This window comes from Alcaligenes ammonioxydans, assembly GCF_019343455.1.
Lineage (GTDB): Bacteria > Pseudomonadota > Gammaproteobacteria > Burkholderiales > Burkholderiaceae_B > Alcaligenes > Alcaligenes ammonioxydans.
The window spans coordinates 648,411-673,083 of record NZ_CP049362.1 but is presented as its reverse complement, the minus strand read 5'-3'; the positions used below and the strand labels follow the sequence as shown (position 1 = coordinate 673,083).

At 58.2% G+C, this 24,673-nt stretch carries 26 protein-coding genes; 13 read left to right on the top strand and 13 right to left on the bottom strand.

Annotated features, from left to right (window positions below; all coding sequences use genetic code 11):
* Positions 1 to 125: 125 nt before the first annotated feature.
* Genes FE795_RS03070 through FE795_RS03050 form a run of 5 tightly spaced genes read left to right on the top strand, consistent with a single transcriptional unit; the run spans position 126 to position 6,281 of the window.
* A complete protein-coding gene (locus tag FE795_RS03070) occupies positions 126 to 632 on the top strand; it encodes a formate dehydrogenase subunit gamma (protein WP_003803748.1) in 507 nt (168 codons plus the stop codon).
* Entirely contained in the window at positions 629 to 2,197 is a 1,569-nt protein-coding gene (locus FE795_RS03065; RefSeq protein WP_219235661.1) for a formate dehydrogenase beta subunit, read from the top strand. The genes FE795_RS03070 and FE795_RS03065 overlap by 4 nt, the downstream gene beginning before the upstream one ends.
* A 13-nt stretch (positions 2,198 to 2,210) precedes the next feature.
* Positions 2,211 to 5,135 carry a formate dehydrogenase subunit alpha gene (fdhF, locus tag FE795_RS03060; protein WP_219235659.1) on the top strand — a complete coding sequence of 975 codons (2,925 nt, stop codon included), beginning with the start codon at positions 2,211 to 2,213 and terminating at the stop codon, positions 5,133 to 5,135.
* Between the two features lie 31 nt (positions 5,136 to 5,166).
* On the top strand, positions 5,167 to 6,033 hold the full coding sequence (gene fdhD / locus FE795_RS03055) for a formate dehydrogenase accessory sulfurtransferase FdhD (RefSeq protein ID WP_219235658.1): 867 nt from the start codon (positions 5,167 to 5,169) through the stop codon (positions 6,031 to 6,033).
* Positions 6,030 to 6,281 carry a formate dehydrogenase subunit delta gene (locus FE795_RS03050; RefSeq protein WP_219235656.1) on the top strand — a complete coding sequence of 84 codons (252 nt, stop codon included), beginning with the start codon at positions 6,030 to 6,032 and terminating at the stop codon, positions 6,279 to 6,281. The genes fdhD and FE795_RS03050 overlap by 4 nt, the downstream gene beginning before the upstream one ends.
* Before the next feature lie 166 nt (positions 6,282 to 6,447).
* Here FE795_RS03050 and FE795_RS03045 read toward each other — a convergent pair whose 3' ends face one another.
* Positions 6,448 to 6,909, bottom strand: a complete 462-nt coding sequence (locus FE795_RS03045) for a universal stress protein (protein ID WP_003803758.1) — start codon at positions 6,907 to 6,909, stop codon at positions 6,448 to 6,450.
* An 87-nt stretch (positions 6,910 to 6,996) separates the two neighbouring features.
* A complete protein-coding gene (locus FE795_RS03040; protein WP_003803759.1) occupies positions 6,997 to 7,338 on the bottom strand; it encodes a TIGR01244 family sulfur transferase in 342 nt (113 codons plus the stop codon).
* A 50-nt stretch (positions 7,339 to 7,388) separates the two neighbouring features.
* On the opposite strand from FE795_RS03040, the gene FE795_RS03035 reads away from it, so the two are divergent.
* Entirely contained in the window at positions 7,389 to 7,985 is a 597-nt protein-coding gene (locus FE795_RS03035) for a GNAT family N-acetyltransferase (protein ID WP_003803761.1), read from the top strand.
* A gap of 9 nt (positions 7,986 to 7,994) precedes the next feature.
* On the opposite strand, the gene FE795_RS03030 is transcribed toward FE795_RS03035, so the two are convergent.
* Positions 7,995 to 8,753, bottom strand: a complete 759-nt coding sequence (locus FE795_RS03030) for a ChbG/HpnK family deacetylase (RefSeq protein ID WP_100214885.1) — start codon at positions 8,751 to 8,753, stop codon at positions 7,995 to 7,997.
* 66 nt (positions 8,754 to 8,819) lie between these two features.
* Here FE795_RS03030 and FE795_RS03025 point away from each other — a divergent pair, with 66 nt between their 5' ends.
* On the top strand, positions 8,820 to 9,197 hold the full coding sequence (locus tag FE795_RS03025) for a GtrA family protein (RefSeq protein WP_039943765.1): 378 nt from the start codon (positions 8,820 to 8,822) through the stop codon (positions 9,195 to 9,197).
* On the opposite strand, the gene FE795_RS03020 is transcribed toward FE795_RS03025, so the two are convergent.
* Complete coding sequence (locus FE795_RS03020) at positions 9,136 to 10,806, bottom strand: ArnT family glycosyltransferase (RefSeq protein WP_230406252.1); 1,671 nt, start codon at positions 10,804 to 10,806, stop codon at positions 9,136 to 9,138. The two genes, FE795_RS03025 and FE795_RS03020, sit on opposite strands and share 62 nt — an antisense overlap.
* Before the next feature lie 124 nt (positions 10,807 to 10,930).
* Positions 10,931 to 11,950: a glycosyltransferase family 2 protein gene (locus FE795_RS03015; RefSeq protein WP_003803766.1), complete on the bottom strand. Its 1,020-nt coding sequence runs from the start codon at positions 11,948 to 11,950 to the stop codon at positions 10,931 to 10,933.
* 344 nt (positions 11,951 to 12,294) lie between these two features.
* On the opposite strand from FE795_RS03015, the gene FE795_RS03010 reads away from it, so the two are divergent.
* Positions 12,295 to 12,699 carry a group III truncated hemoglobin gene (locus tag FE795_RS03010; protein WP_003803768.1) on the top strand — a complete coding sequence of 135 codons (405 nt, stop codon included), beginning with the start codon at positions 12,295 to 12,297 and terminating at the stop codon, positions 12,697 to 12,699.
* Positions 12,700 to 12,701: 2 nt separating this feature from the next.
* The gene (locus FE795_RS03005) at positions 12,702 to 13,154 is read left to right on the top strand and encodes an RrF2 family transcriptional regulator (protein ID WP_219235654.1); all 453 of its coding nucleotides are present in this window, start codon (positions 12,702 to 12,704) and stop codon (positions 13,152 to 13,154) included.
* 136 nt (positions 13,155 to 13,290) lie between these two features.
* Here the strand turns inward: FE795_RS03005 and serA are convergent, their stop codons facing one another.
* From serA to FE795_RS02970, 7 genes are all read right to left on the bottom strand, one after another.
* Positions 13,291 to 14,499 carry a phosphoglycerate dehydrogenase gene (gene serA, locus FE795_RS03000; RefSeq protein ID WP_131071291.1) on the bottom strand — a complete coding sequence of 403 codons (1,209 nt, stop codon included), beginning with the start codon at positions 14,497 to 14,499 and terminating at the stop codon, positions 13,291 to 13,293.
* Positions 14,500 to 14,722: 223 nt separating this feature from the next.
* Entirely contained in the window at positions 14,723 to 15,724 is a 1,002-nt protein-coding gene (locus FE795_RS02995) for a cytochrome-c peroxidase (protein WP_059318649.1), read from the bottom strand.
* 275 nt (positions 15,725 to 15,999) lie between these two features.
* Positions 16,000 to 16,704, bottom strand: coding sequence for an ABC transporter ATP-binding protein (locus FE795_RS02990; protein WP_059318648.1), 705 nt, complete (start codon positions 16,702 to 16,704; stop codon positions 16,000 to 16,002).
* Entirely contained in the window at positions 16,697 to 17,515 is an 819-nt protein-coding gene (locus FE795_RS02985) for an ABC transporter ATP-binding protein (RefSeq protein WP_003803775.1), read from the bottom strand. The genes FE795_RS02990 and FE795_RS02985 overlap by 8 nt, the downstream gene beginning before the upstream one ends.
* Positions 17,512 to 18,474, bottom strand: coding sequence for a branched-chain amino acid ABC transporter permease (locus FE795_RS02980; RefSeq protein ID WP_003803776.1), 963 nt, complete (start codon positions 18,472 to 18,474; stop codon positions 17,512 to 17,514). Before FE795_RS02980 ends, FE795_RS02985 begins: the two co-directional genes overlap by 4 nt.
* A gap of 3 nt (positions 18,475 to 18,477) precedes the next feature.
* Positions 18,478 to 19,398: a branched-chain amino acid ABC transporter permease gene (locus FE795_RS02975; protein WP_003803777.1), complete on the bottom strand. Its 921-nt coding sequence runs from the start codon at positions 19,396 to 19,398 to the stop codon at positions 18,478 to 18,480.
* Positions 19,399 to 19,418: 20 nt separating this feature from the next.
* On the bottom strand, positions 19,419 to 20,588 hold the full coding sequence (locus FE795_RS02970; RefSeq protein WP_003803778.1) for an ABC transporter substrate-binding protein: 1,170 nt from the start codon (positions 20,586 to 20,588) through the stop codon (positions 19,419 to 19,421).
* A 325-nt stretch (positions 20,589 to 20,913) separates the two neighbouring features.
* Here FE795_RS02970 and FE795_RS02965 point away from each other — a divergent pair, with 325 nt between their 5' ends.
* From FE795_RS02965 to FE795_RS02950, 4 genes are all read left to right on the top strand, one after another.
* A complete protein-coding gene (locus FE795_RS02965; protein WP_003803779.1) occupies positions 20,914 to 21,351 on the top strand; it encodes an Ivy family c-type lysozyme inhibitor in 438 nt (145 codons plus the stop codon).
* 72 nt (positions 21,352 to 21,423) lie between these two features.
* On the top strand, positions 21,424 to 21,618 hold the full coding sequence (locus tag FE795_RS02960) for a heavy-metal-associated domain-containing protein (RefSeq protein WP_003803780.1): 195 nt from the start codon (positions 21,424 to 21,426) through the stop codon (positions 21,616 to 21,618).
* A gap of 219 nt (positions 21,619 to 21,837) precedes the next feature.
* On the top strand, positions 21,838 to 22,902 hold the full coding sequence (ada, locus tag FE795_RS02955; protein ID WP_219235652.1) for a bifunctional DNA-binding transcriptional regulator/O6-methylguanine-DNA methyltransferase Ada: 1,065 nt from the start codon (positions 21,838 to 21,840) through the stop codon (positions 22,900 to 22,902).
* A 224-nt stretch (positions 22,903 to 23,126) separates the two neighbouring features.
* Positions 23,127 to 23,876 (top strand): SDR family oxidoreductase, encoded by a 750-nt coding sequence (locus FE795_RS02950; protein WP_219235650.1) that lies wholly within the window; start codon positions 23,127 to 23,129, stop codon positions 23,874 to 23,876.
* Positions 23,877 to 23,935: 59 nt separating this feature from the next.
* Here FE795_RS02950 and FE795_RS02945 read toward each other — a convergent pair whose 3' ends face one another.
* Entirely contained in the window at positions 23,936 to 24,673 is a 738-nt protein-coding gene (locus tag FE795_RS02945) for a cytochrome c biogenesis CcdA family protein (protein WP_219235648.1), read from the bottom strand.

Sequence of the window (24,673 nt, the reverse complement as noted above, 5' to 3'; positions counted from 1 at the left end):
TGCTTATTGAAGTTACGTACTTAAGTGGTTAGATTACGGGGGAAAACACAATCAAATAATATGCACGGCTGTGCATAAAAATATGGAGGCGCAGGCTCCCGTTCCGGGCACCGCGCACACAGGACATGCAAACTACCCCCCATGCGCAGGAACAGGCCCGGTCCGGCCTGACACCTGAAGAGCTTGCCTTGCAGGCCGTGCAGGAGCACGCCGGTCAAAAAGGTAACTTGTTGCCTATATTGCACACGATTCAGGACCGGCTAGCCTGTATTCCCGATTCCGTGGTGCCGGTGCTGGCCGAGCAGCTCGCCCTGTCACGGGCAGAAATTCATGGCGTGATCTCCTTTTACGCCCATTTCCGCAGCCAGCCCCACGCAACTCACACCCTGGAAATCTGCAGGGCCGAAGCTTGCCAGGCGCGGGGTGGACTGGAACTGAGCGCTCATGCCCGCCGCCGTCTGAACTGTGACTTTCATGAAAACAGCGAGGACGGTCAGTACACGCTGGAGCCTGTTTACTGTCTGGGCCTGTGCGCCCAGTCTCCTGCCGTCATGCTGGACGGTGTTCCCCACGCACGCGTTACGCCCGAAAAGCTGGACGCGCTGCTAAGCCGCCCGGAGTCCCAATCATGAGCACCATTACCGTTTATATTCCGCGCGATACCGCGGCGGTTGCCATGGGTGCGCATCAGCTCGCCCGGCAACTGGCGGCCCAGGCCAAGGAACGCGGTCTGGATGTGCAAATTGTGCGCAATGGTTCGCGCGGTTTGCTGTGGCTGGAGCCCATGGTGGAAGTGCAAACGGCAGAAGGCCGTGTGGCTTACGGCCCTGTCCAGACCGAGGATCTGCCTGGCCTGTTTGACGCTGGTTTCCTGCAAGGCGGTGCACATACCTTGTGTCACGGTCTGACGGACGCCATCCCCTACCTGAAGAAACAGGAACGCCTGACGTTTGCCCGCGTGGGCATTATTGATCCGGTCAGCGTGGCCGATTATCAGGCCTGTGGTGGCTTTGAAGGTTTGAGCAAAGCGCTGGCCATGGAGCCGGCCGCCATTGTGAAAGAAGTCACTGACTCCGGCCTTCGTGGTCGGGGCGGTGCGGCTTTCCCGACCGGCATCAAATGGAACACGGTACTGAACACCCCGGCACAGCAGAAATACATTGTCTGTAATGCCGACGAAGGCGACTCGGGCACGTTCTCCGATCGCATGCTGATGGAAGGCGATCCGCTTTGCCTGGTAGAAGGCATGACGATTGCTGGTCTGGCCGTCGGTGCGACCTATGGCTACATCTATGTGCGTTCCGAATACCCGCTGGCGGTGCAAGCATTGAACGAAGCCATTGAGGCAGCGCGTGCAGCAGGCTGGCTGGGCAAGAACATACAGGGCAGCGGGCGCGAGTTCGATCTGGAAGTGCGCAAAGCGGCAGGAGCCTATATTTGTGGCGAAGAAACCGCCCTGCTCGACAGCCTGGAAGGCAAGCGCGGCATGGTGCGAGTCAAACCACCCTTGCCGGCAATCAAAGGCTTGTTTGGTCAACCCACCGTCATCAACAACGTGGTGTCCCTGGCCTCTGTGCCCATCATTTTGGCCAAGGGCGGTGCCTATTACCAGAACTACGGCATGGGCCGCTCGCGCGGCACCCTGGCGTTCCAGTTGACGGGTAATCTGAAAAACGGCGGCCTCGTGGAAAAAGCCTTCGGCGTCACGCTACGTGAACTCTTGTACGACTACGGTGGCGGCAGCGCCAGCGGTCGTCCCTTGCGTGCGGTCCAGGTCGGCGGCCCATTGGGTGCTTATCTGCCTGAGCATCAGTGGGATGTCCCTCTGGACTACGAAGCCTACATGAAGATCAATGCCATGGTCGGTCACGGTGGTCTGGTGGCCTTTGACGATACGGTGGATATGGCCCACATGGCGCAATACGCCATGGAGTTCTGCGCCATCGAATCCTGTGGCAAATGCACTCCCTGTCGGATCGGCTCCACGCGTGGCGTGGAAACCATCCAGAAGATCCGTCGCCGCGAAGACATGGACAACCATGTCGAGCTGCTACGCGATCTGTGCGACACCATGTTCTCCGGGTCCTTGTGCGCCTTGGGCGGCATGACCCCTTACCCCGTCCTGTCCGCGCTGGAACACTTCCCCCAGGATTTTGGACTGGCCCCGCAAACCGAGCAGGACCTGGCCAAGGTCTAAGACGGAGATCACCATGAAAGAAACAGTCGCCGTACGCGAACGTGACCTGGGCACCCCAGCCTCGACCCAGACCGAGATGGTCAAGCTGACCATTGATGGCCAATTGATTGAAGTGCCCGTGGGCACTTCCGTGATGCATGCCGCCGCCTTGGCTGGCATCAACATTCCCAAACTGTGCGCCACCGATTCACTGGAAGCCTTTGGCTCCTGTCGCCTGTGTCTGGTGGATATCGAAGGCCGCCGCGGCCACCCTGCCTCCTGCACGACGCTAGTGGAAGAAGGCATGGTCGTGCAGACCGAAAACGACACCTTGCACAAGCTGCGCCGCAACGTGATGGAGCTGTACATCTCCGATCACCCGCTGGACTGCCTGACCTGTCCTGCCAACGGCAATTGCGAGCTGCAGGACATGGCCGGCGTCGTGGGCCTGCGCAGCGTGCGCTACGGCTTTGACGGCGCCAACCATCTGGACGACACCACCGACAACTCCAATCCTTACTTTGCCTATGACTCCAGCAAATGCATTGTCTGCAATCGCTGCGTACGTGCCTGTGAGGAAGTACAGGGCACTTTCGCGCTGACCGTAGACAAGCGCGGCTTTGAGTCGCGCATCACTGCCGGCCAGAATGATGATTTTCTGGGCAGTGACTGCGTCTCCTGCGGTGCCTGCGTCCAGGCCTGCCCCACGTCTTCGCTGATGGAGAAATCTGTCATCGACCTGGGTCAGCCCGAACACGCCGTCATCACTACCTGCGCCTACTGTGGCGTAGGTTGTGGCTTCAAGGCCGAAATGAAGGGCGACAAGGTCATTCGCATGACGCCCTGGAAAGACGGCAAGGCCAATCGTGGCCACGCCTGCGTGAAAGGTCGTTTCGCCTGGGGTTACGCCACGCACCAGGATCGAATCCTGAACCCCATGATTCGCAAGAAGATCACCGACCCCTGGCAGGAAGTGTCCTGGGAGGAGGCTCTCAACTACGCCGCCTCCGAGTTCCGTCGCATTCAGGATCAGCACGGTCGTGACGCCGTGGGCGGTATCACCTCCTCGCGCTGCACCAACGAAGAGACCTATCTGGTGCAAAAGCTGGTTCGCGCCGCCTTTGGTACCAACAACGTGGACACCTGCGCCCGCGTCTGTCACTCTCCGACCGGTTATGGTCTGAAAATGACACTGGGTGAATCGGCGGGTACCCAAACCTTTGACTCGGTCATGCACACCGATGTGGTGATTGTGATCGGCGCCAACCCCAGCGCGGCACACCCCGTCTTTGCGTCGCGCCTGAAACGACGCTTGCGCCAGGGCGCACGCCTGATCGTGATTGACCCGCGCCAGACCGAGCTGGTCAGCTCGCCGCACATCCAGGCCGATTACCACCTGCCGCTGCGCCCCGGCACCAACACCGCCATTCTGACCGCCATGGCTCACGTCATCGTTACCGAGAATCTGGTCAACGAATCCTACGTGGCCGAACGCTGTGATACGGCCGCTTTTGAGGAGTGGCGCCAATTTGTCAGCCAGCCCCAGAACTCGCCAGAAGCCATGGCCGAGATCTGCGGCGTGTCCGCGGACGACATCCGTGGTGCAGCCCGTCTGTACGCCACCGGCGGCAACGGCTCGATTTACTACGGTCTGGGCGTGACCGAGCACAGCCAGGGCTCCACCACGGTGATGGCCATTGCCAACCTGGCCATGGCCACCGGCAACGTGGGGCGCGAAGGCGTGGGCGTCAATCCGCTGCGTGGTCAGAACAACGTGCAAGGCTCCTGCGATATGGGCTCGTTCCCGCATGAGTTCCCCGGCTACCGTCATGTCTCCGACACAAGCGTACGCCAGCAATTTGAACAGGCCTGGGGCGTGCCCCTGCAGTCCGAACCTGGGCTGCGCATTCCCAATATGTTTGAGGCCGCCTTAAGTGGCAGTTTCAAGGGGCTGTACTGCCAGGGCGAGGACATTGTTCAATCAGACCCCAATACCCAGCACGTGGCCGCCGCCATGGCCGCCATGGAGTGTGTGGTGGTGCAGGATCTGTTCCTGAACGAAACCGCCAAATACGCGCACGTTTTCCTGCCTGGCTCGTCTTTCCTGGAAAAAGACGGCACCTTCACCAACGCTGAGCGCCGCATCTCGCGCGTGCGCAAGGTCATGGAGCCCAAAGCCGGCATGGCCGACTGGGAAGTCACCTGCGCCTTGGCCCGAGCTCTGGGCTACCCCATGAGCTACGATCACCCCAGCCAGATCATGGACGAGATCGCCCGCCTGACCCCCACCTTTACCGGCGTGTCCTACCAGCGCATTCAGGAACTGGGCGGCAGCGTGCAGTGGCCTTGCAACGAACAGGCCCCGGATGGCACCCCCACCATGCACATTGACCAATTCGTGCGAGGCAAGGGGCGCTTCATGTTGACCCAGTACGTCCCGACTGAAGAACGCAGCAGCCGCAAGTTCCCCTTGCTGCTGACCACCGGTCGCATCTTGTCGCAGTACAACGTGGGCGCTCAGACCCGCCGTACCGAGAACGTCGCCTGGCATGCCGAAGATTTGCTGGAAATTCACCCGGCAGATGCCGAGGACCGAGGCATTCGCAGTGGTGACAAAGTCTCGGTCAAGAGCCGGGCGGGCGAGACGGTCTTGCGTGCAACGGTCACCGAACGGGTGCAGCCAGGGGTGGTCTATACTACGTTCCACTTTCCCGAGTCGGGCGCCAATGTGGTCACCACCAACAATTCGGACTGGGCCACCAACTGCCCCGAGTACAAAGTGACGGCTGTGCAGATTCAACGCGTCACGTCCGACTCGGCGTGGCAAAACCGCTGGAACCGCTTCAACGAGATTCAGCAGCGCCTCCTGCAAGGCGAGACTGTCCCCGCCGCGGACCTGCCAGACCCGGAGGATCACCCCTGCTCGCCGGAGCATGCCCCGGCGGTCGCGAAAGTATGATGCGTACTAACCGACCTTAAGGAGTTGCCACGTGAGCCAGGCAGATTTTCGTGATGCCAGTGCCCCTGCCACCGTATGGCGGCAGGCGCGTACCCCGGCGCAAGCCAACACCGGAAACCTGCCCCAGGAGGACCAGGACATGCTGGCCCGCGAACAAGCCGTTGCCCTTGAATTCAATGGCATCAGCCATAGTGCCTTGCTATGCAGTCCCAGCGATCTGGAAGATCTGGCCTACGGATTTTCCATGACCGAGGGCATCATCCGCGATGCAGACGATATACGCAGCGTGGATGTGCTGGAAGGCGAACGTGGCAGCTTGTTGCAGATCGAGATTGCCAGTGCGTGTCAGCATCAGTTAAAGGCACGCCGCCGTCAGCTGGCAGGCCGTACAGGCTGTGGTCTGTGCGGCCTGGAAAGCCTGGACGAGGTACGCCGGGCGCTGCCCCGTCTGCAAGCTCCCCATCACCGGCCCGATGCCAACGCCATCTTCCGGGCTCTGGATGCCTTGCGCTCCAGCCAGCCCTTGCATGGCCTGACCGGGGCCACTCACGCCGCTGCCTGGTGCAATCTGCAAGGCGATATCCTGGCCGTTCGCGAAGATGTTGGCCGTCACAACTCGCTGGACAAGCTGCTGGGACACCTGCTGCGCAACGATATTGATCCCCGCTCTGGCATGGTGCTGATCTCCAGCCGTGCCAGCTTCGAGATGGTCCAGAAAGCCGCTGCCATGGGCATCAGTTTCGTGGTGGCCGTTTCCGCCCCCACCACCTATGCTGTACAGATTGCCGATGAACTGGGCGTCATGCTGGCCGCCTTTGCCCGTGACCGCAGCTTCACGCTGTACAGCCATCCCCACTACCTGAATTCTGCCGAGTCTGCCTCGGCCACCTCACCATGAATATTGTCCCTTTGATTCCCATGGCCAACCAGATCGGCCAGTTCTTTGAAACCCTGAGCAATCGGGAGCAGGGTCTACGCGAAATTGCCGACCATATACAGAAATTCTGGGACCCGCGCATGCGTCGCTCCCTGCTGGATTTTGTAGAGCAGCACCCGAATGGCAAAAGTGAAGATGGCGAGCTGACCGCCATCGTGCTGCAAGCTGTCCTCACGCACAGGCAGCAGCTAGAGCCGCGCCAGCAATAAACCGGCTCTGCGCAAACCTGCGGCCACTGTGCCTACAGCCAGCCCCCAGGCTGGCTTTTTTGATGCCATACCTCTTCAGTAAACGCGCGGATCAGACCTGGCCACGGCAGGCTGTGAAGATAAAAAAAACCCGCCTGGGCGGGTTTTTTTAGGGACCTGAAAACGATCAGTCGTGTTCTTTGACGCGATACACCAGTACGGTGTTTTTGGCCATGTTCAACACCTTGATGGTGACACTGCCCAGCAACAGGCGGGACAGACCACTGCGGCCGTGGCTGCCGATAAAAATCAGATCACACCCTTCCTGCTCGGCGACCTGCACAATACCGTCGGCCACGTTAAAGTTGGACACGGATTTACCGGTCGCCTTTACACCCGCGGTTTCGGCACGATCCAAAATCTGCTGCAGGTATTTTTGTGACTGTTCTTTGGCGGTTTTGTCGTAGTCCTCGTCGGTGATGGCGTAAGCCGCGGCCATACCATCAAAACCCACCGTGGCGGCAAACGGCTGCGTCACGTGCAAAGCCAGAATTTCGGCTCCCATTTGGCGGGCAAAGGTCACGCCCTTGTTGGCTGCCTGAGAGGAGAGCTCGGAACCGTCAGTTGGAATCAGAATTTTCTTGAACATGGCATAACCCCTTTGAATGGAGACAGATAGCTTAGCGCTGCTTACAGACGCAGGACAAGCGGATAAACACCTGAACCTTGAGCCAGGTCAGGTTTCGTTCAATGCGCGAAACAATACGGCACAACGTGTGCCGGTGCGGCAATAGGCCAGGGTCGGGGCTGGCAAGGCTTCCAATAATTGGCCAAAACGGGCAACATCAGCAGGGGTAATGGCACTACCGACCACCGGCTGATACTCTACCTGCAAGCCTGCTGCCTGAGCGGCCTTCATCACATCAGCTGACAAAGGCTGATCGGGGCCGCCCTCCAGGTCAGGCCGGTTGATAATAACGCTTTTGAAGCCCGCATCGGCTACCGCTTGCATGTCCTCTCCCGACAACTGAGGGGCGACGGCCAATTGCTCGGTCAAAAACTGGTGTGGAAAGGACATAGACACTCCTGAAGTCGGGATAAACTAAATCAGTTCAAAGGAAAAATAGTATGTTCCCCCCCGAGAGTACGCAAGCCCCTTTCGCCTCGTCCCTGCCTAAAGGCAGCCAGGCCAGCACCTTGCTGATCCGCCCCGCCAGTCTGGAAGACATGGCGGCGGTGCAAGCCATCTATGCCTATCATGTGCTGCACAGTACGGCGACCTTCGAACAAAGCCCGCCTGACGAACAGGAAATGCGTCGCCGTTTTGCCCAGGTGCAGGAGCTGGGCCTACCCTGGCTGGTCGCACAACTGGATGGGCAAATCGTCGGTTATGCCTATGCCACCAGCTACCGATCCCGCCCTGCGTACCGCTTCACGGTAGAGAACGCCATCTATCTGGCTCAGGGGCAGATTGGCAAAGGCCTGGGCAAGGCGCTATTGGAACAAGTGGTGATGGAGTGCGAAAAAGGTCCCTGGCGACAAATGGTGGCTATTATCGCCGGCCATGACAGTCGGGGCTCCATCGCATTGCACCGTTCACTGGGCTTTGCCCATGTCGGCACCCAACCGGCGGTGGGCTATAAATTCCAGCAATGGATTGATGTGGTCATCATGCAGCGCAGCCTGGGAGAAGGCAGCCACAGCCTGCCTGCCACCCAAGTCTAGCAACCCGGTTCAGGCGATTCTCAGACTGTACTGATCCAGCCATTGTTGCAGCTGCGGGCTGGCGAGCACCTCATACTCCGCCAGCCGCTGTGCGCCCACCGGGTCATCAGGCACGCTGCGTAGCGCGGGGTGGCACATCATGCTGTCTCCATGCTGCATGACAGCCAGCCAGGCCCTGACCAGTTCACCGTAGCGCTGCCTGCCTCCCTGGAAATCGTACACACCGGTAAAGCCGGTATTCAAGGTGATCCCCCGGGCCCGGGCCAAGCGTGACAACTGGCTGGAACCGAGGGCCGCAATAATCCGTGCCTTGAATCGGTCCTTGAACGCAAAGCCGCTTGCCAGTCGATCAGCGCCGGTATAGCGCAGCCAGGGCAAGCGGGCGGCATAGCGACGCTCCACTTCGGCCAACAAGGCCTCACGAATCATGGGTAGCTGATGCACATGTTGGTGCCCATCAATGTAGTCAGGCCCCTGTCCCATCACCTGCTCAAACTTATCCAGCTGGCGGGCCACGCTGTCCTTGATCTTCTGGCTGTCCAGACGATTCAGCAGGCTGCGAATAATGACCTGCTTGAGCGGCATCGCATAAACACCCGCTTGTCCGGCAAACTCGGTAAAATTCAGATGCAAGCCTTTTTGCAAGGTACTCTGACGCAGCGCTGGAGCATTTTGTATAAAGCTGTTCCCATCGACCAGGCAGGAGGTTCCTGTCAGGCGCCGGGCCTGGGCCAAGCTCAAGATGGCCTCGTCTACAGCCTGGGCCATGCCGAAATCATCCGCGCATATACTGATCTGCCTGTCTTTGGCCACCGCTCGCTCCGCTTTCGCTTTATGTCTCGTCAAATCATTCTGTTCATTCTGGTCGGCACCCTGGCCGCCTTCACGCACTGGGGGATTGTAATCGCCCTGGTGCAAACGCTGAGCCTGTCGCCCTTGCTGGCCAATCTTTTTGGCTGGCTGACTGCCTTTCTGGTGTCATTTGGTGGCCATTACTGGCTGACCTTCCGGTCCCAGAATGCCCGTTTCCTGCCCGCGCTATCCCGTTTTTTTCTGGTGTCGGCTGCTGGCTTCGCCGTGAACGAAGCCAGCTACGCTTTCTTGCTGAATCACTCCGGCCTGCGTTACGACCTGCTGCTGGGCTTGATTCTTATTGGCCTGGCGGTGCTGACGTTTCTGGCTGGGCGACTGTGGGCGTTTCGCCGCACATAAGCTCGTACTCATCGCTATCAAAGCGCCACAAGGCGATGCGCTGGTCATCATACAGGCGCTGGGCATGGTTGAGCACCTGGCTTTGGCGCACCGCGTCAGGCGCACCGATCAGCCACACTACGGCTGCCCGGTCCCGGCACAACTGCTGGCGCAGGGTTGGCCGGTCTATCAATATCTGCGCCCCGCGATGAGGCTCGAAACGTGCCGCTTCCACTAGCTCCTTACGCCAGCTATCCGTATGCATGATCTCCGGATCATCCCAACGGCCCATCACACTGACGTTCGACATGCCCGGTACATAAAACCCCAGATCGTAGCGGTAGTCATTGAGATAAACGATACGATCTCCCTTGTGGTACTGGGCGGCAAGAACGCGGCCCAAGGCCTGACTATTGACCTGTGGACGTAGCACCATGGTCAATACCGCGACCAGACAGACCGTGAGGCAAACCGCCACACTCCCGACAGCAAAACGCGCTACTTTCGCTTCCCCCTCCCGCTGGCTTTGGCGGATCAGACCATCGGCCAGAAAAAAAGCCCAGGGCCCCATGGCGGGCAGCACATAGCCCAGCAGCTTGGACGTGGGTATGGAGAAAAAAATCAGGACCGTCAGCAAAGCCGACAACATCAGCCCCCGTACCGCCCCCAAGCCATCCGGCGTGTGGTCGGCGCCTCGGCCCCGCCGGAACAAAAAGGGCGTCCACCCTAAGGTGGCCACCGGCATCAAGGCGAAGTAGAACCAGAAGGGTTGCGGATTGTTAAAACCCGTTTCCAGAAAGCGCTGGAAATGCTGGTAGACGATGTAATAGTCGAAAAATCCCGGATAGCGGGCTTGCATGACCCACATCCAGGGCGTGGCCACCAATGCCAGCAGGCCCAGGCCGGTCCAGGAAAACAGCCGCAGCAAGACGCGCCACTGACCACGCCCCAGCAACCAGAACACCAGCACGCCACCGGGAATCAGAATCCCGATCAGGCCTTTGGCCAGAAAGGCCAGACCCGCCATGACATACAGCCCCATCAATGCCAGCCGATAGGCGCGTCCCTGCTCCATTTGCAAGGCGGCATGTGCACCAAGCAGCACACAGCTGCTGATCAAGGCCGCCACTGTCATATCCAGATTGGCGTAGTGGGAGGCGCCGAACAGCAAAGGACTGCTGGTCAGGATCAAAGCCGTCCAGGCGGCATGTTGCCGACTGGCATGACGCTTCAAAAAGGCATGCATTCCGGCAATCAGCAGCGCGGCCATCAGGGCCGGGACCAGACGGGCGCCGACAAAATTGACGCCCAGCACTTTCAGACTCAAGGCGGTGAGCCAGTAATGCAGCGGTGGCTTATGAAAAAAAGGCAAACCATCCAGACGCGGCACCAGATAGTCACCGGACTCCAGCATGGACAGGGCAACACCCACATAGCGTCCTTCGTCCGGAATCAGCAAGGGGTAGACTCCCAGCGTCAGAGCGAACCACAGCAGTGCGAGCAGTCCCACCCAGGCGCTGGGCAGCGTACCCAGGCGCTCTACGCCACGGCGCAGCCAGCAGGCCATCCCATCAGACTGCCCATGTGGGACCGTTGCGCCAGAAGGGGAAAATGAATTATCGATACTCATCGTTCACGGTCAAACCAAGAGAGTGAGGCAGCCACTGTCGTGGCTGTCGACATGAATCAGAATATCGTTGTAGCGTTCAATTACATTTGACGGCATTTTGCCCATTAAACGGCAAAAATCACCTTCAATCCCCTGATGGAGCCTGACGCTGGGAGGCGTTCGGCTCCTGGCTTTGCGACGGCACGGGAACGGAGGACAAGCCCTGCCCCCGACGGCGATGAACCAGATATAAGGGCCGGTTTTTGACCTCGGCAAAGATGCTGGCGACATATTCGCCCACCACACCCAGCGACAGCATGTTCACGCCGGCAAAAAACAGCACCACCGTAATCAAGCTGGCCCAGCCCCGCACCGCATCGCCATAGAGCAAATGCTTAAAGATAATGAACAAGCCATAACTGAATGACAGCATGGCCAGTATCGCACCTAGCAAACTTAGCAAGCGCAGCGGCCAGGTGGTGAAGGCCGTCAGACCGTCCACGGCAAAGCGCAACAACTTTGCAGGACGAAAGCGGCTAACACCATGCAGACGCTCCGCAGGCGAGTAATAAATAGGTTCGGAAGGAAAGCCCACCCAGGCAAACAAGCCTTTCATGAAACGGCTGCGCTCGGGCAAGGCCAACAAGGCATCGACCACACAACGATCCATGAGGCGAAAATCCCCCGCGTCGCGTGGCACCCGCAAGCCATTGGACGTACGCATGAGCTTGTAGAACAAGCTGGTGCCAGCCCGCTTCATCCAGGTCTCATCATCGCGGGTTTCGCGCACGGCATAGACCATTTCCAGACCCGTCGACCAACGCTCCAACATGGCTTCAATCAAGGCGGGGGGATGCTGCAAATCCGCATCCATACACACCACGACCTGCCCGCGACTGGCCTCCAGACCTGCCGTCAACGCCGCTTCTTTGCCAAAGTTGCGGGATAACTGCAGATACACCAGTTGAGGATAGGTTTGCCGCAACTGCTCAACCACCAACGGGGTTGCGTCCGTGCTGCCATCATCGACGAAAATGATTTCAAAATCCGGGACCAGTTCGCGCAACTTCGCCACCAGAACCGGCAGCAAAGCGGGCAGGTTTTCTGCTTCATTCAAACCAGGGATGACGCAAGAAAGCGTTTGGGCCTGTCTTTTTGTAATCATTATTCCTAGCGCACCATGTTGTAACAAAATAGGATTCAGCCAACAAAAAGTAATCGTAGCTTGCCAGCCCGCCTAGTGCAATTTACCTTCCGTGATACTTGTGTTTTATAAAGAACGCTGTTCAAAACCTGATCCACCTTTGCCCTGCCGGCTTGACCGGCCAAGCGTTCAGAACGCTACATCTACACTTCTGAAACTGCAGTTGAGTGTAGGGACACAGGCGTTGAATCTGCGTGAAATCAAGCACAGCAATGTGTGTAAACCAGATGTTTCCTTTCCGGCTTGACCCCGGCGAGCGCTGCCAATAAGATAGATAAAATATATATCTTTAAATTCAAAATATTATGGCTCTCAATCCTTTATGTACCCGCCAGGAAATTCATGATCTGGTCTGGGATTTCTATGACCGTATCCGGATGGACGATGTTCTTGGCCCGATTTTTTCAGAACGCATCAAGGATTGGGATACGCATCTGGGCGTCATGGAGGAGTTCTGGTCCTCCTTGCTGCTCAAGACAGACGGCTTCAATGGCAACCCGATGGCCAAGCACTTGTCGCTCCAGCACATTCAAGCCAGTCACTTTGAACAATGGTTGCGTCTGTTCAAAGAAACCTGCCAGGAGCGTGAAAACCGGGCCATGGCCGAGCTGGCACTGGAATATGCCCAGCGCATCGCCCGCAGCTTCTGGTTTGGCTACCAGTTCCAGCACAACCCCACCCAAGTAGCCACAGAGTTGCAACTGCCCTGATCATGCGTCTGACCAATCTTACCGATTATGCCCTGCGTCAATTGATGTATCTGGGCCAGAATGAAGACAGGCTCTGCACCATCGCGGAAATTGCCCAGTACCACCAGATTTCCCAGGCCCACCTGATGAAAGTAACCCATCTGCTTGCCAAAGGCGGCTGGATTCAGACGCAGCGAGGAAAAAATGGTGGGATGCGCTTGGCACGCCCTGCCGATGACATCAATCTGGGCGAGCTGGTCCGTTACACCGAAACAGATCTTGCCGTGGTGGAATGCCTGGGCAGCGGCACCCATTGCATTCTGAGTGGGCGCTGCAATCTCAGCAGCATTCTCAAGCAGGCCCTGGTCCAGTTCCTGAGCTATCTGGACAATTACACCCTGCGTGACATTATTGTTCCGGGCAGCAGCCCCGAACAGACCATCGCCTGGCCAACCCGGTCCCTACACTCCGCCTGAGCGGGCACACAGGAGAGCGCTAGTCAGCAGGTGGCAGCGCAGCAGGTGGCAGCGCAGCAGGTGGCAGCGCAGCAGGTGGCAAATGGCCCCGGATTCCTTGGAATCCGGGGCCATTTGCACGATCTAAGGGCTCGTCTTACGCCGGGAAAATCAAATCGCTACGAACCGTGCCGGGATGCGCGCGGATTGCATCGAGCACCTCCTGATCAGGCACACGATCCAGGTCTGTCATGGCATAGCCCAACTCGCCCTGCGTTTGCAGTTGCTGACGAGTGATGTTAATGCCGTGCTGAGCCAGAATATTGTTCAGGCTGCCCATCGCCCCCGGCACGTTGCGATGGACATGCAGCAAACGAACCGCCCCCTGGATGTCGTAGTACGACACCTCCGGAAAATTCACGGCCCCCTTGGTCGCACCACTGCGCAGATAACTGACCAGCTTTTCCGCCACTTCACGGCCGATATTCTCTTGCGACTCCTGCGTGCTACCGCCGATATGCGGTGTCAAAATAACATTGGGCATACCGATCAACGGGCTCTTCAAGGGCTCGTCCACGCTTTTCGGCTCGACTGGAAAAACGTCCAGCGCCGCCCCTGCCAGATGGCCACTGACCAGCGCCTGATGCAAGGCATCAATGTCCACGACCGTACCGCGCGAGGCGTTGATCAGAATGGAACCCGGCTTCATGGCCGCGATGGTCTCGGCATTCATGATGTTCTGCGTTCCCTGGCCACCGGGAACGTGCAAGGTCACTACATCAGATTCAGCCAGCATCTGTTTCAAGCTGCCGTAAACACGCGCATTGCTCAGAGGAAGCTTGGATTCGACATCATGATAGAGCACGCGCATACCCAAGGCCTCTGCCAAGGTGCCGACTTGAGAGCCGATATTGCCGTAACCAATCACACCCAGCGTCTTGCCGCGAATCTCGAAGGCACCATCGGCGCTTTTGTCCCAAAAGCCCTGATGCACACGCAGGTTTTTCTCGGGGATACGACGCAGCAACAAGATGGCCTCACCCAGCACCAGCTCGGCAACCGAGCGCGTATTGGAGAACGGCGCATTAAAGACCGGGACACCGCGGTTTTGAGCCTGCTCCAGGTCCACCTGGTTGGTCCCGATACAAAAGCAGCCCAGCACTTTGAGCTGGTCTGCCTGTTCCAGCACCCGGCGGTCAAACTGACTGCGGGAACGGATGCCCACAACTTCTGCGCCTTTGACAGCCTCCAGCAGCTCTTGACCCGACAAGGCTCCCTTGTAGGTCTGAATGTCGGTCAAGCCCGCCGCCTCAAAAACTTCACGGGCGCTAGGATGAATGTTCTCAAACAGGACAATGCGACTCATGATGGTTCCAGTCATTTAAATAGTATCTAAATGGTACTATTTTTTTGACCTGACTGAGTGAGCATCAACAATAGCAACAGGGGATTGCTGGACGGAGGGCAGAACCGGACCCTCAATCCGCGCCCAACAGCAAAAACCCAGGCTTGGAAAACTGCTTCCAAGTCCTGGGTTAGTCGTACAGGCGGCGCCGGATCACTAGCGGCCGCCGCGGAACAGCTCCCTATCAGGAACCGAATGGCACCGGACGGGGTGTGTTATCACGCGATGGGGGCAAAATAGGCAACGTGATTTCAGGCTGCTTGCCCGTCAGCGTTTTCAGGAACGCCACGATCTGGGCATTTTCTTCCGCAGTGAAACTGCGTCCCAGCTGCAGCCGGCCCATGGTGTCGACCGCTTCGGTCAGAGTATTGACCGCGCCGTCATGGAAGTAGGGGTAGGTCAACTCCACGTTACGCAACGTGGGCACCTTGAAATTGAAACGGTCGGCATCCTTGCCCGTTACAGCTGCACGACCTTCTGCAGGGTTCGTGGTCTGGTAGGGTTCGACCAGGCCCATTTTCTGGAAAGAGGTGCCGCCCAGGTTGGGACCATTGTGACAAGCCACGCAGCCACTGCCTTTGAACAGTTGATAACCGGCCAGTTCCTGATCTGTAATGGCTTTTTTGTCACCCTTTAACCACAAGTCAAAGCGGGAGTCCGGGGTCACCAGGGTTTCTTCAAACGCCGCAATCGCCGAGGTGACTTCATCAATACCGAAATCGTCCTTGCCAAATACCTGCTTGAACTCGGCCTTGTACTCGGGGATCGAGCTCAGAAACTCCATGGCCAGTTCATGTGTAAATGCCATTTCCTTCGGGTTGGCAATGGGGCCGCCGGCCTGCTCTTTCAGATCGCTGGCTCGACCATCCCAGAACTGGGCCAGGTTCAGGCTGGAGTTAAGGACGGTCGGTGAGTTGATCGGGCCTTCCTGCCAGCGATCCCCAATAGAGGTGCGGATATTGTCCGTGCCCCCCATGCTCAGGTTGTGGCAGGAATTACAGGAGATAAAACCCGAGCGTGACAAACGGGGCTCAAACCACAGCTTTTTACCCAGCTCCACCCGTGCAGGGTCCGTGACAACGGCGGCAGGGATGGGCTGTACAGGTTCATTTTCCTGGGCCTGCGCGGCAGTGCCCAGCAACAAACCGGCAGCCAGAGCAGAGAGAGTGAACAGGCGTAATTTCATAACAACTTCCTTATGGGATGACAGAGCTTCCTGCCAGTAAGGAGTCCGGGTAGGACGCATAACCCTGCTGGCCTTATGGACATCGTAAGGAATGCCATTTCATTACACATTGATACATCGCAAGGAAAGAATCTTTCTTCAGATCGTTAGGGAACTTTCGGTGAAAAGTCCCCCTGCCTGACAAGCCGCTCCTAAGAAACTCCGAAGTCTGAGACAAAAAAAACCGCCTGTGCACGACCAGGCGGTTTGAGGACAATTATTGCAAATTGTGTTTTTTACACGCCCAGATAGCGTGTCCACAACGTGCGGTCCGCTCCCAGTGCCTCAGAATTTCCCTGCCAGACCAATTTGCCCCGTTCCAGAATAATGTGGTGATCCGACAAGGCCATCAGGCGCTCGACATATTTGTCGATCAGCAAGATGGTCTGCCCTTCTTCACGCAACACGGCCAGACAGTTCCAGATTTCCTCACGTACCTTGGGCGCCAGACCTTCGGATGCTTCATCCAGAATCAGCAGCTTGGGGTTGGTGACCAAGGCACGGCCAATGGCCAGCATTTGTTGCTCACCACCCGAGAGCTGATTGCCCATATTGGACGCACGCTCCCGCAGACGCGGGAAAAAATCATAGACACGTTCAGGCGTCCAGGTTTTGTGCGCCTTGGGGTTGCGATTGCAGGCAAAGGCCGTCAGGTGCTCGGCCACCGTCAGGTTGGGAAAGCATTGACGCCCTTCAGGCACAATGGCGATACCGGCCCGGGCGATACGGTCCGGATTCCAGCCTGCAATGGACTGGCCGTCGAACTTCACATCGCCGCCGCGCACGGGCAACTGGCCCAGAATGGTTTTCAGCAAGGTGGTCTTGCCCATGCCATTGCGACCCAGCACTGTCACTACCTGACCGCTGCGAATGGACAGATCCACCCCAAACAGCACCTGACTGGCGCCATAGCCACTTTGTAATTGAGTCGTTTCAAGCATGGCTTTCCACCTTGGTTGGAGCTGGCGTGTCATCGTCGCCCAGATAAGCTTGGCGCACCGCCTCGTTGTCGCGGATCTCGGCCGCAGTACCAGTCGCAATAATGTGGCCAGCCACCAGCACGGAGATCCGGTCAGCCAGGCGGAACACCGCCTCCATATCGTGCTCGACCAGCAACATGGTGGCCTTGCCGCGCATGGTCTCGATCAGCTCGGTCAAACGCAGCGTTTCGTCCGGCCCCATGCCTGCCATAGGCTCATCGAGCAACAGGACTTGCGGCCGACTGGCCAAGGCCAGGGCGAACTCCACCTTGCGCTGCTCGCCATGCGGCAAAACACCGGCCTGGGTATGCAGCAGCGAGGCATCAATGGCGCATTCGGCAGCCAGGGCACGGGCTTGTTCATACAGCTCGGTTTCCGTCTGCCGCGCACGCCAGAAGCGGAAACTGCTGCCACTACAGGCCTGCAGGGCCAGTACCAAGTTATCCAGTACCGTGTAGTTCTTGAAGATATTCGTGATCTGGAAGGACCGTGCCAGCCCAGCGGCAACGCGCTGGTGACCGGACAGGGCCGTCACATCGCGCCCTCCCAGCAAGAGTTGCCCCGAGTCCGGGCTCAGGGTACCCGACAACAAGTGAATCAGGGTCGATTTACCGGCCCCATTCGGGCCGATCAGACCATGGATTTCACCGGGAACCAGATCCAGGGAAACATCATTGGTAGCCTGCAAAGCACCAAAGCGCTTCATCAGACCACGGGCTTGCAAAGCGGCTGTGCCGCTGCCCGCCTTGGCGGCGGCTATCGTGTTCGTCATGCTTGCTCCTTGGCGGCCGTTGCCGGATCAGCAGCCGAACGGACACGTACCAGTCCGGCCAGTCCTTTGGGTGCGAAAAACACCACCAGCAGCAACAAAATACCCAGCGGCATATGCCAGTACTCCGTCCAGTTGCGCAGGATTTCTTCCAGCACCAACATCACGAACGCCCCCAGCGCACCGCCATACAACAGTCCAATCCCCCCGACCAGCACCATGATGATCAGGTCGGCCGACTGGGTCCAGTTCATCAGGCTGGGCGAGACAAACAGGTTGTGGTTCGCCAGCAAGGCGCCGGCCAGGCCCATGATGGCGCCACTCAGGGTATACGCCGTCAAACGGATGCGATAGACCGGGTAACCCAGGGTCGTCATGCGACTTTCGTTTTCACGGGTGCCCATCAAGGCCTGTCCGAAACGGGCATTGACCAGACGGTTGAACAGGAACAGAACCACAAGCAGGATAGCCAGAACCAGGTAGTAAAAGCTCAGGTCATTGCTCAGATCGATTCCGGGCAGCGACGAGGGGCTATACATATTCAGGCCGTCCTCACCCCCGTACTGGCGCAAGGAGATGAACATATAAAAGATCATCTGGGCAAAGGCCAGGGTAATCATGATGAAGTACACACCACGGGTACGCAGCGACACCGCCCCCGTCAGGAACGCAAGCAGACCGGAGATCAGCATGGCAGCAGGCCAGGCGACCAGGCCGCTTTGCACACCTTCTGTGGCCAGAATACCGACGGTGTAGGCCCCTGCCCCAAAAAAGGCGGCATGACCCAGCGCCACCATCCCGCCATAGCCCAGCACCAAATTCAAGGCACTGGCCGCAAGGGCATAGATAAAAATGCGGCGAACAAACGAAATGTAGAACTCAAGCCCATACATCGGTGCAATCAAGGGAAAGGCCAGCAAAGCCAGCAGCACCAGGGCCGACAAAATACGCGAAGTAGACATACATTAACCTCGCGCCGGGAACAGGCCCGAAGGACGGAAAACAAGAACCACCGCCATCAGAACGTAAATCGAAATGGCAGCAATCGTAGGCCCGACGCTGGAAGCGACGTCAGCCGGGAAGATATTACGCAGCAACATGGGCAGGAACGCACGGCCAGCAGTATCGACCATCCCCACCAGCAGAGCGCCCACAAAAGCGCCGCGAATCGAGCCGATCCCACCGATCACGATACAGACCAGAACCAGGATCAGAATATCCTCGCCCATACCGATCTGAACCGCGGTAATCGGGCCGAGCAGCGCACCGGCCAGCGCAGCCAAGGCGGCGCCCAGCGTGAACACGCCCAGGAACAAAATAGGCACCCGCACACCCATCAGGGTGGCCATCTGCCGGTTGGAGGCGCCTGCCCGCACCAGCACACCGGCTCGTGTTTTGGTCACGAAGGCATACAAGGCCAGCGCCATCACCAGACCAACCGCAATAATCATCAGACGGAAGGCGGGATAGAGGAAATCAGGCAAGAGTTCTACCGGCCCGGACAACAAGGCGGGCATATTCAACATTACGGGGGTTGGCCCCCAAATCATTTTGACCACATCGTTGGCGATCAAAATAACGGCGTAGGTTCCCAGTACCTGAGCCAGGTGGTCACGAGTGACCAGCTTGCGCAGAATGAGAATTTCCAGGGCAATACCGACCAGGGCTGTCACTGCCACCGCCACCACAATGGCGGCGGTGAAAGACCCTGTACGCTGCATGGTTTCCGCGGCCACATAGGCTCCCGCCATATAGAGGGAGCCGTGGGCCAGGTTCATGATATCCATAATGCCAAAGACCAATGTCAGGCCCGCGGCAATCAGAAACAACATCAAACCAAACTGCAAACCATTCAGCAATTGCTCGCTAATCAGAATGAGCGACATGCTTTTACCACCTGTGAATCTTAATTAAGTTTGCAATCTTTGGCGTAGACGTCCTGGTAGGAGTCAAACACCTTGCTGACCATACGGTTGACCAGACGTCCATCCTGGTCCTTGACCACTTCACGCAGGTAATAAGCCTGGATAGGGAAGTTGTTGTTGCCGTAGGTAAAGGGGCCACGCACCGAGTTGTAGTCGGCCGCTTTCAATGCCTTAAGCACCGCCTCACGGTCCGAGACTTTGCCGTCCACTTGCTTGACTGCGGCATCGATCGCCAGAATCACGTCATAGGCCTGCGCGGCATACACCGAGGGGTAACGGCCGTCGTAGGCTTTGCGAAACTCCTCCACAAAGGTCTTGTTGGCCGGAACGTCCAGATCAGGCGACCACTGCGCAGTATTGAGCATGCCCAAAATCGGCTCGCCCACGGCTGGGATAATGTCCTCGTCACCCGAGAAAGCCGGGCCCAGCAAGACCACATCTTTGTTCAGGCCAGCCGCCACAAACTGTTTGATGAAGTTGATGCCCATGGCGCCGGGCAGAAAGAAAAACACAGCCTGAGGCTTGGCGGCACGAATCTGGGCCAGCTCTGCCGAGTAGTCGATCTGACCGAGCTTGGTGTAGAGCTCATCGCTGACCGGTTTGCCATACCCACGTTTGAAACCGTTCAGATGATCCTTGCCGGCTGGATAGTCAGGAGCAATGATGAACATCTTCTCGTAGTTGCGGTCTGCCGCCACTTTGCCGGCCGCCTCGTCAAACGCATCGTTCTGATAGGACACCCCAAAGAAATAAGGATTGCAGCCTGCGCCGGCCAGTTGGCTGGGGCCTGGATTGCTGGTCAGGTAAGGCACCTTGGCCGAGAACAGAGCAGGAGCGACAGCCAGCGCCACGTTGGAGCCGACAGGCCCGGTAAAGAAGTCGATCTTGTCACGCTGCACGAAACGATTGACCAACTGGCGGGCCTGGTCGGGATTACCGGCCATATCCTGCTGGATGAACTCGGCCGGAAAGCCGCCCAGCTTGCCGTCCAGTTGCTTGATGGCCAGATTGAAACCGTCACGAACCTCGCCCCCCACGGCAGCAAACGGACCCGAGGTGTCCATTGCCATCCCCACCTTGATGGTTTCGGCCTGAGCCAAAGAACCGCCAAAAGCCGCAGCCAAGGCCACGGTCAATGCAATACCTTTCATGTTATCTCCTTGCGCCACCGCGCTTATAGGCTGTCTTTATCTAAGATGCACAGCAGATCGAACCACAAATGCAACCATGCCAACCGTTCATTTATAAATAGTTTAGTTATGAAACAATTTTGCTGGCAAGCTGTGGTTTTTACCTACACCTCCTCGAAATCCTGCTCATGCGACAGGAAACACGAACCTGTGCCAATCGCAGGGACGGATAAGCACTATAACGACTGCGGACACCGTCGTTTATGCACGTTTTCCTTGATTTTGTTAACAGTATCGCCGCTGGTCGGCTGCTAAACTGGGCGCTCGCCTCATTCTTGGAGATCCCATGCGTATTTCCCATTCCCTGTGCCGCCTGGTCCTGGGCAGCGCCCTGCTCCTTCCCTTTCTGAGCCATGCACAGTCCCCGGAATCCGTTTATCTGGCAGATCTGGCCAAGTCCAATCCGCACGTAGCCCAGCAATACCAAAAGCTGATGCAGGACGTGGCCAACAATGCCAGTTGGGTCAAGGACTTCGGCACCGCCTCACCAGGCCAAACCGTTTCTCTGGATGGACGCGACTATCAAGTCTTTTCCGGCTGCAAACCACATGACTGCCCCCGTGCCAGCTATGTCGTTCTGATGGATACGGAAAAGCAGACCCTGACCCAGGGTGCGTTCGTGGAGAACAAGGAAGCAGGCTTAGGTTTGGACAGCAGCCAAATTCAATGGCTGGGCAATCCGGAACTTGACCAGATCCGTCTGATGGCACCGGCCCTGTTTTAGGAAACAGGGCTTGACCTTGCCCCTGTGGCAAGCCTTAAGCTCGCTTCATTGTTTTTATCCAAGGAGTCAGCCATGTCCACCTTTTCTGTTCCCGACATGACCTGCGGCCACTGTGTACGCAGCATCACTGAGGCCATTCAGGCCGTTGCGCCTCAAGCCACGGTCAGCACGGACCTGGAAAAACATCAGGTCACCGTGCAGGGTCTGGATAGCGCACAAGCCCTGAAAGTGATTGAAGAAGCGGGTTACACGCCCAGCCCGGTGTAAACACACAGCGCCGGGCGCACAGCCCACGCATTCACACCACAAAGGCCGGTATCAACCGGCCTTTGTGCTCTGCCTGGAGCAAGAACACCTGTTGGCAAGGTTGGCATCACAACAGCCACCTTGGCCGAGGTACCCGCCGTTGACCGCAAGAATCGGAGTGCTGGCGATGAAAGACCCGCGTATTCTGGCGTCGTCATCAACATTGACAGGGCTTTTGCCATGAAGACGGACCTTGCTTACGAAACCGACGAGCAGCGCTGGGCGGCCGTACAAGCGCGGGATGCCGCCGCCGACGGCCATTTTGTCTATGCCGTGCGCACAACGGGCGTGTACTGTCCCCCAAGTGCCGGCAGTCGGCTGCCCAAACGTGAAAACGTTGAATTCTTCGATTCTGCCCAAGCGGCTGAGGCGGCCGGCTACCGTTGCAGCCGTCATCCCAGTAAAGACCAGAGCAGCGCTGCCGCCGAGCGGGCGGCCCTTGTCGCACGCGCCTGCCGTCTTATCGAGGCCTCGGACACCCCACCGTCACTGGAAGAGCTGGCCGCGCAAGTTGGCAAAAGCCCCTTTCACTTTCATCGACTCTTCAAGGCAGAAACCGGTCTGACGCCCAAAGCCTACAGCTCGGCCGCCCGGGCACGCCGACTGCGCAAAGAACTGAGCAGCCCAAACACCTCCATTACCGATGCGATCTACGACAGTGGATTCAATTCCAACAGCCGGTTTTACGAGGCCTCCGGTCAATTGCTGGGCATGCGCGCGCGCGACTACCGGGCTGGCGGCGCCGGGGCCGTCATCCGCTTTGCTGTGGGCCAATGCTCGCTGGGTGCCATCCTGGTCGCTCAGAGCCAGCGCGGCATCTGCGCTATCTTGCTGGGTGAGGACCCCGAGCAATTGCTGCGCGACCTGCAAGACCAGTTTCCCAAAGCCGAACTGATTGGCTGCGACGCTAAGTTCGAGCAATTGATCGCCCGGGTGGTGGGTTTTGTCGAGAACCCATCGATCGGTTTGCACTTGCCCCTGGATGTGCAAGGCACCGCCTTTCAGCAACGTGTCTGGCGTGCGCTGTGCGAGATCCCATCCGGCGCTACGGCCAGTTATACCGAGATTGCTGATCGCATCGGCTCACCCAAGGCAGTACGCGCGGTGGCCCAGGCCTGCGCCTCCAACCACCTTGCGGTCGCGATTCCCTGCCACCGCGTCGTACGACGCAACGGCGATCTGGCAGGCTATCGCTGGGGCGTGGAACGCAAACGCGAGCTGCTGCGCCGCGAGGCACAAGACTGAGGACGGGCCAACTGCCCGGCAACTGCGGCTCCCTCGCTCAGGACAGATACCCGCGCTTGCAATACCTGCCAAACAACACGACGCCACGGCCACCAGGCCTGTCATGCGAACCGTCTCCTTCACGCCTTGAGCCTGCCGAATTCGAGAACAAGAAACGGAGTTCCGCGCGAGCTCAGGATCATTACGATGTGAGCTCTCAATGAACCCAGTGGGAGGTTTCACAAATGGCTTTACTGGATGGCAAAGTGGCAATTGTCACGGGGGCATCGTCGGGTATCGGACGCGCCACGGCACTGATGTTTGCGGCCCACGGGGCGGCAATGGTTCTGACGGCAAGACGTGGTGCCTTGCTTGAGGAAATTGCCAGCACCATCCGGCACGATGGCGGAGAGGTCGAGCTGGTGGTCGGCGACATTACTCAGGCCCAAACCCATGAGCGGCTGGTTGCAGTCGCCCTGAACCGATTCGGCGGTTTGGACATCGCCGTCAATAACGCCGGCATCATCGGCCCCCTCAAACCTCTGGTAGCGATAAGCCCTGAGGAATGGCAACACACACTCCAGACCAATCTGACCGCAGCCTTTCTAGGGGCCCGCAGCCAGATTCCGGCCATGCTCACGCGTGGCAGCGGTTCACTGATTTTCACCTCCAGCTTTGTCGGCACCAGCGCGGGCCTTCCTGGCATGGCGGCCTACGGGGCTTCAAAAGCCGCACTCATGGGATTGGTAAAAGGCATTACGGCTGACTATGCGGCTCAAGGCATACGGGCGAATGCCCTCTTGCCTGGCGGCACCGATACAGACATAGCCGGAGACCCCAGCACCAAGGAATGGGCAGCGGGGCTGCATGCCCTGAAGCGCATCGCCCAAGCAGACGAAATTGCGTCCGCTGCGCTCTTTCTGGCCAGCCCCTTGTCCAGTTTTGTTGCCGGATCAGCCCTGTTCGCGGATGGCGGCAATGCCGCCGTAAAGTGACGCCGCACTGCGTCCTGAGCACAGAGGAGTCCCTGCACGGACTCCCGGCGGACAAAGGCTTAGCCCAGTTGTCCTAACACCGGGAATGTTTTGAGCACCCAGATCGCAAAACGGGCCAGTTCACCGCTTGCCATGGCCCAGCCCATCACAATCAACACCAGACCCGCACCCCAACGCACATAGCGTCCAATCGTGCGAATTTGCGTCATGCGCTGCAAAAAGGGCGTCAAAAAGCACGCGGCCAGAATGAAGGGAACACCCAGGCCCAACGCATATACAGACAGCAGAATACTGGCTTTGCCTGCGCTGGCGGTACTGGCCCCCATCATCAGAATGCCAGCCAAAATCGGGCCGATGCAGGGAGTCCAGCCAAATCCAAATGCCAGCCCCATCAGCGTTGCGCCACCGGGGCCCGCCGCTTTACCGGACTCAAAACGGTAGTACCGTTGCAGACTCATGGGCATGCGCAGCACACCCATCACACTCAAACCGGCTAAGGCCACCATCACGCCTGCCGCCACATTCAACTCATAACGGTAGGCCATCAAGATCTGACCCAGGTAAGACAGGCTGGCCCCCAAGGCAATGAACACCAGCGAAAAGCCGGCAACAAAGCACACGCTGCGGCCCAGTAACTGGCTGCGCTTGACCTGGGTATACACCTGGCCGTCCCCGGCCAGATAGGACAGGTAGCCGGGAACCAAAGGCAAGACACAGGGGGACAAAAACGAAGCCATGCCCGCCAGAAACGCCGTTATCAGGGCAATCAGGCCCAAATCCAGAGACGCTATTTCCAT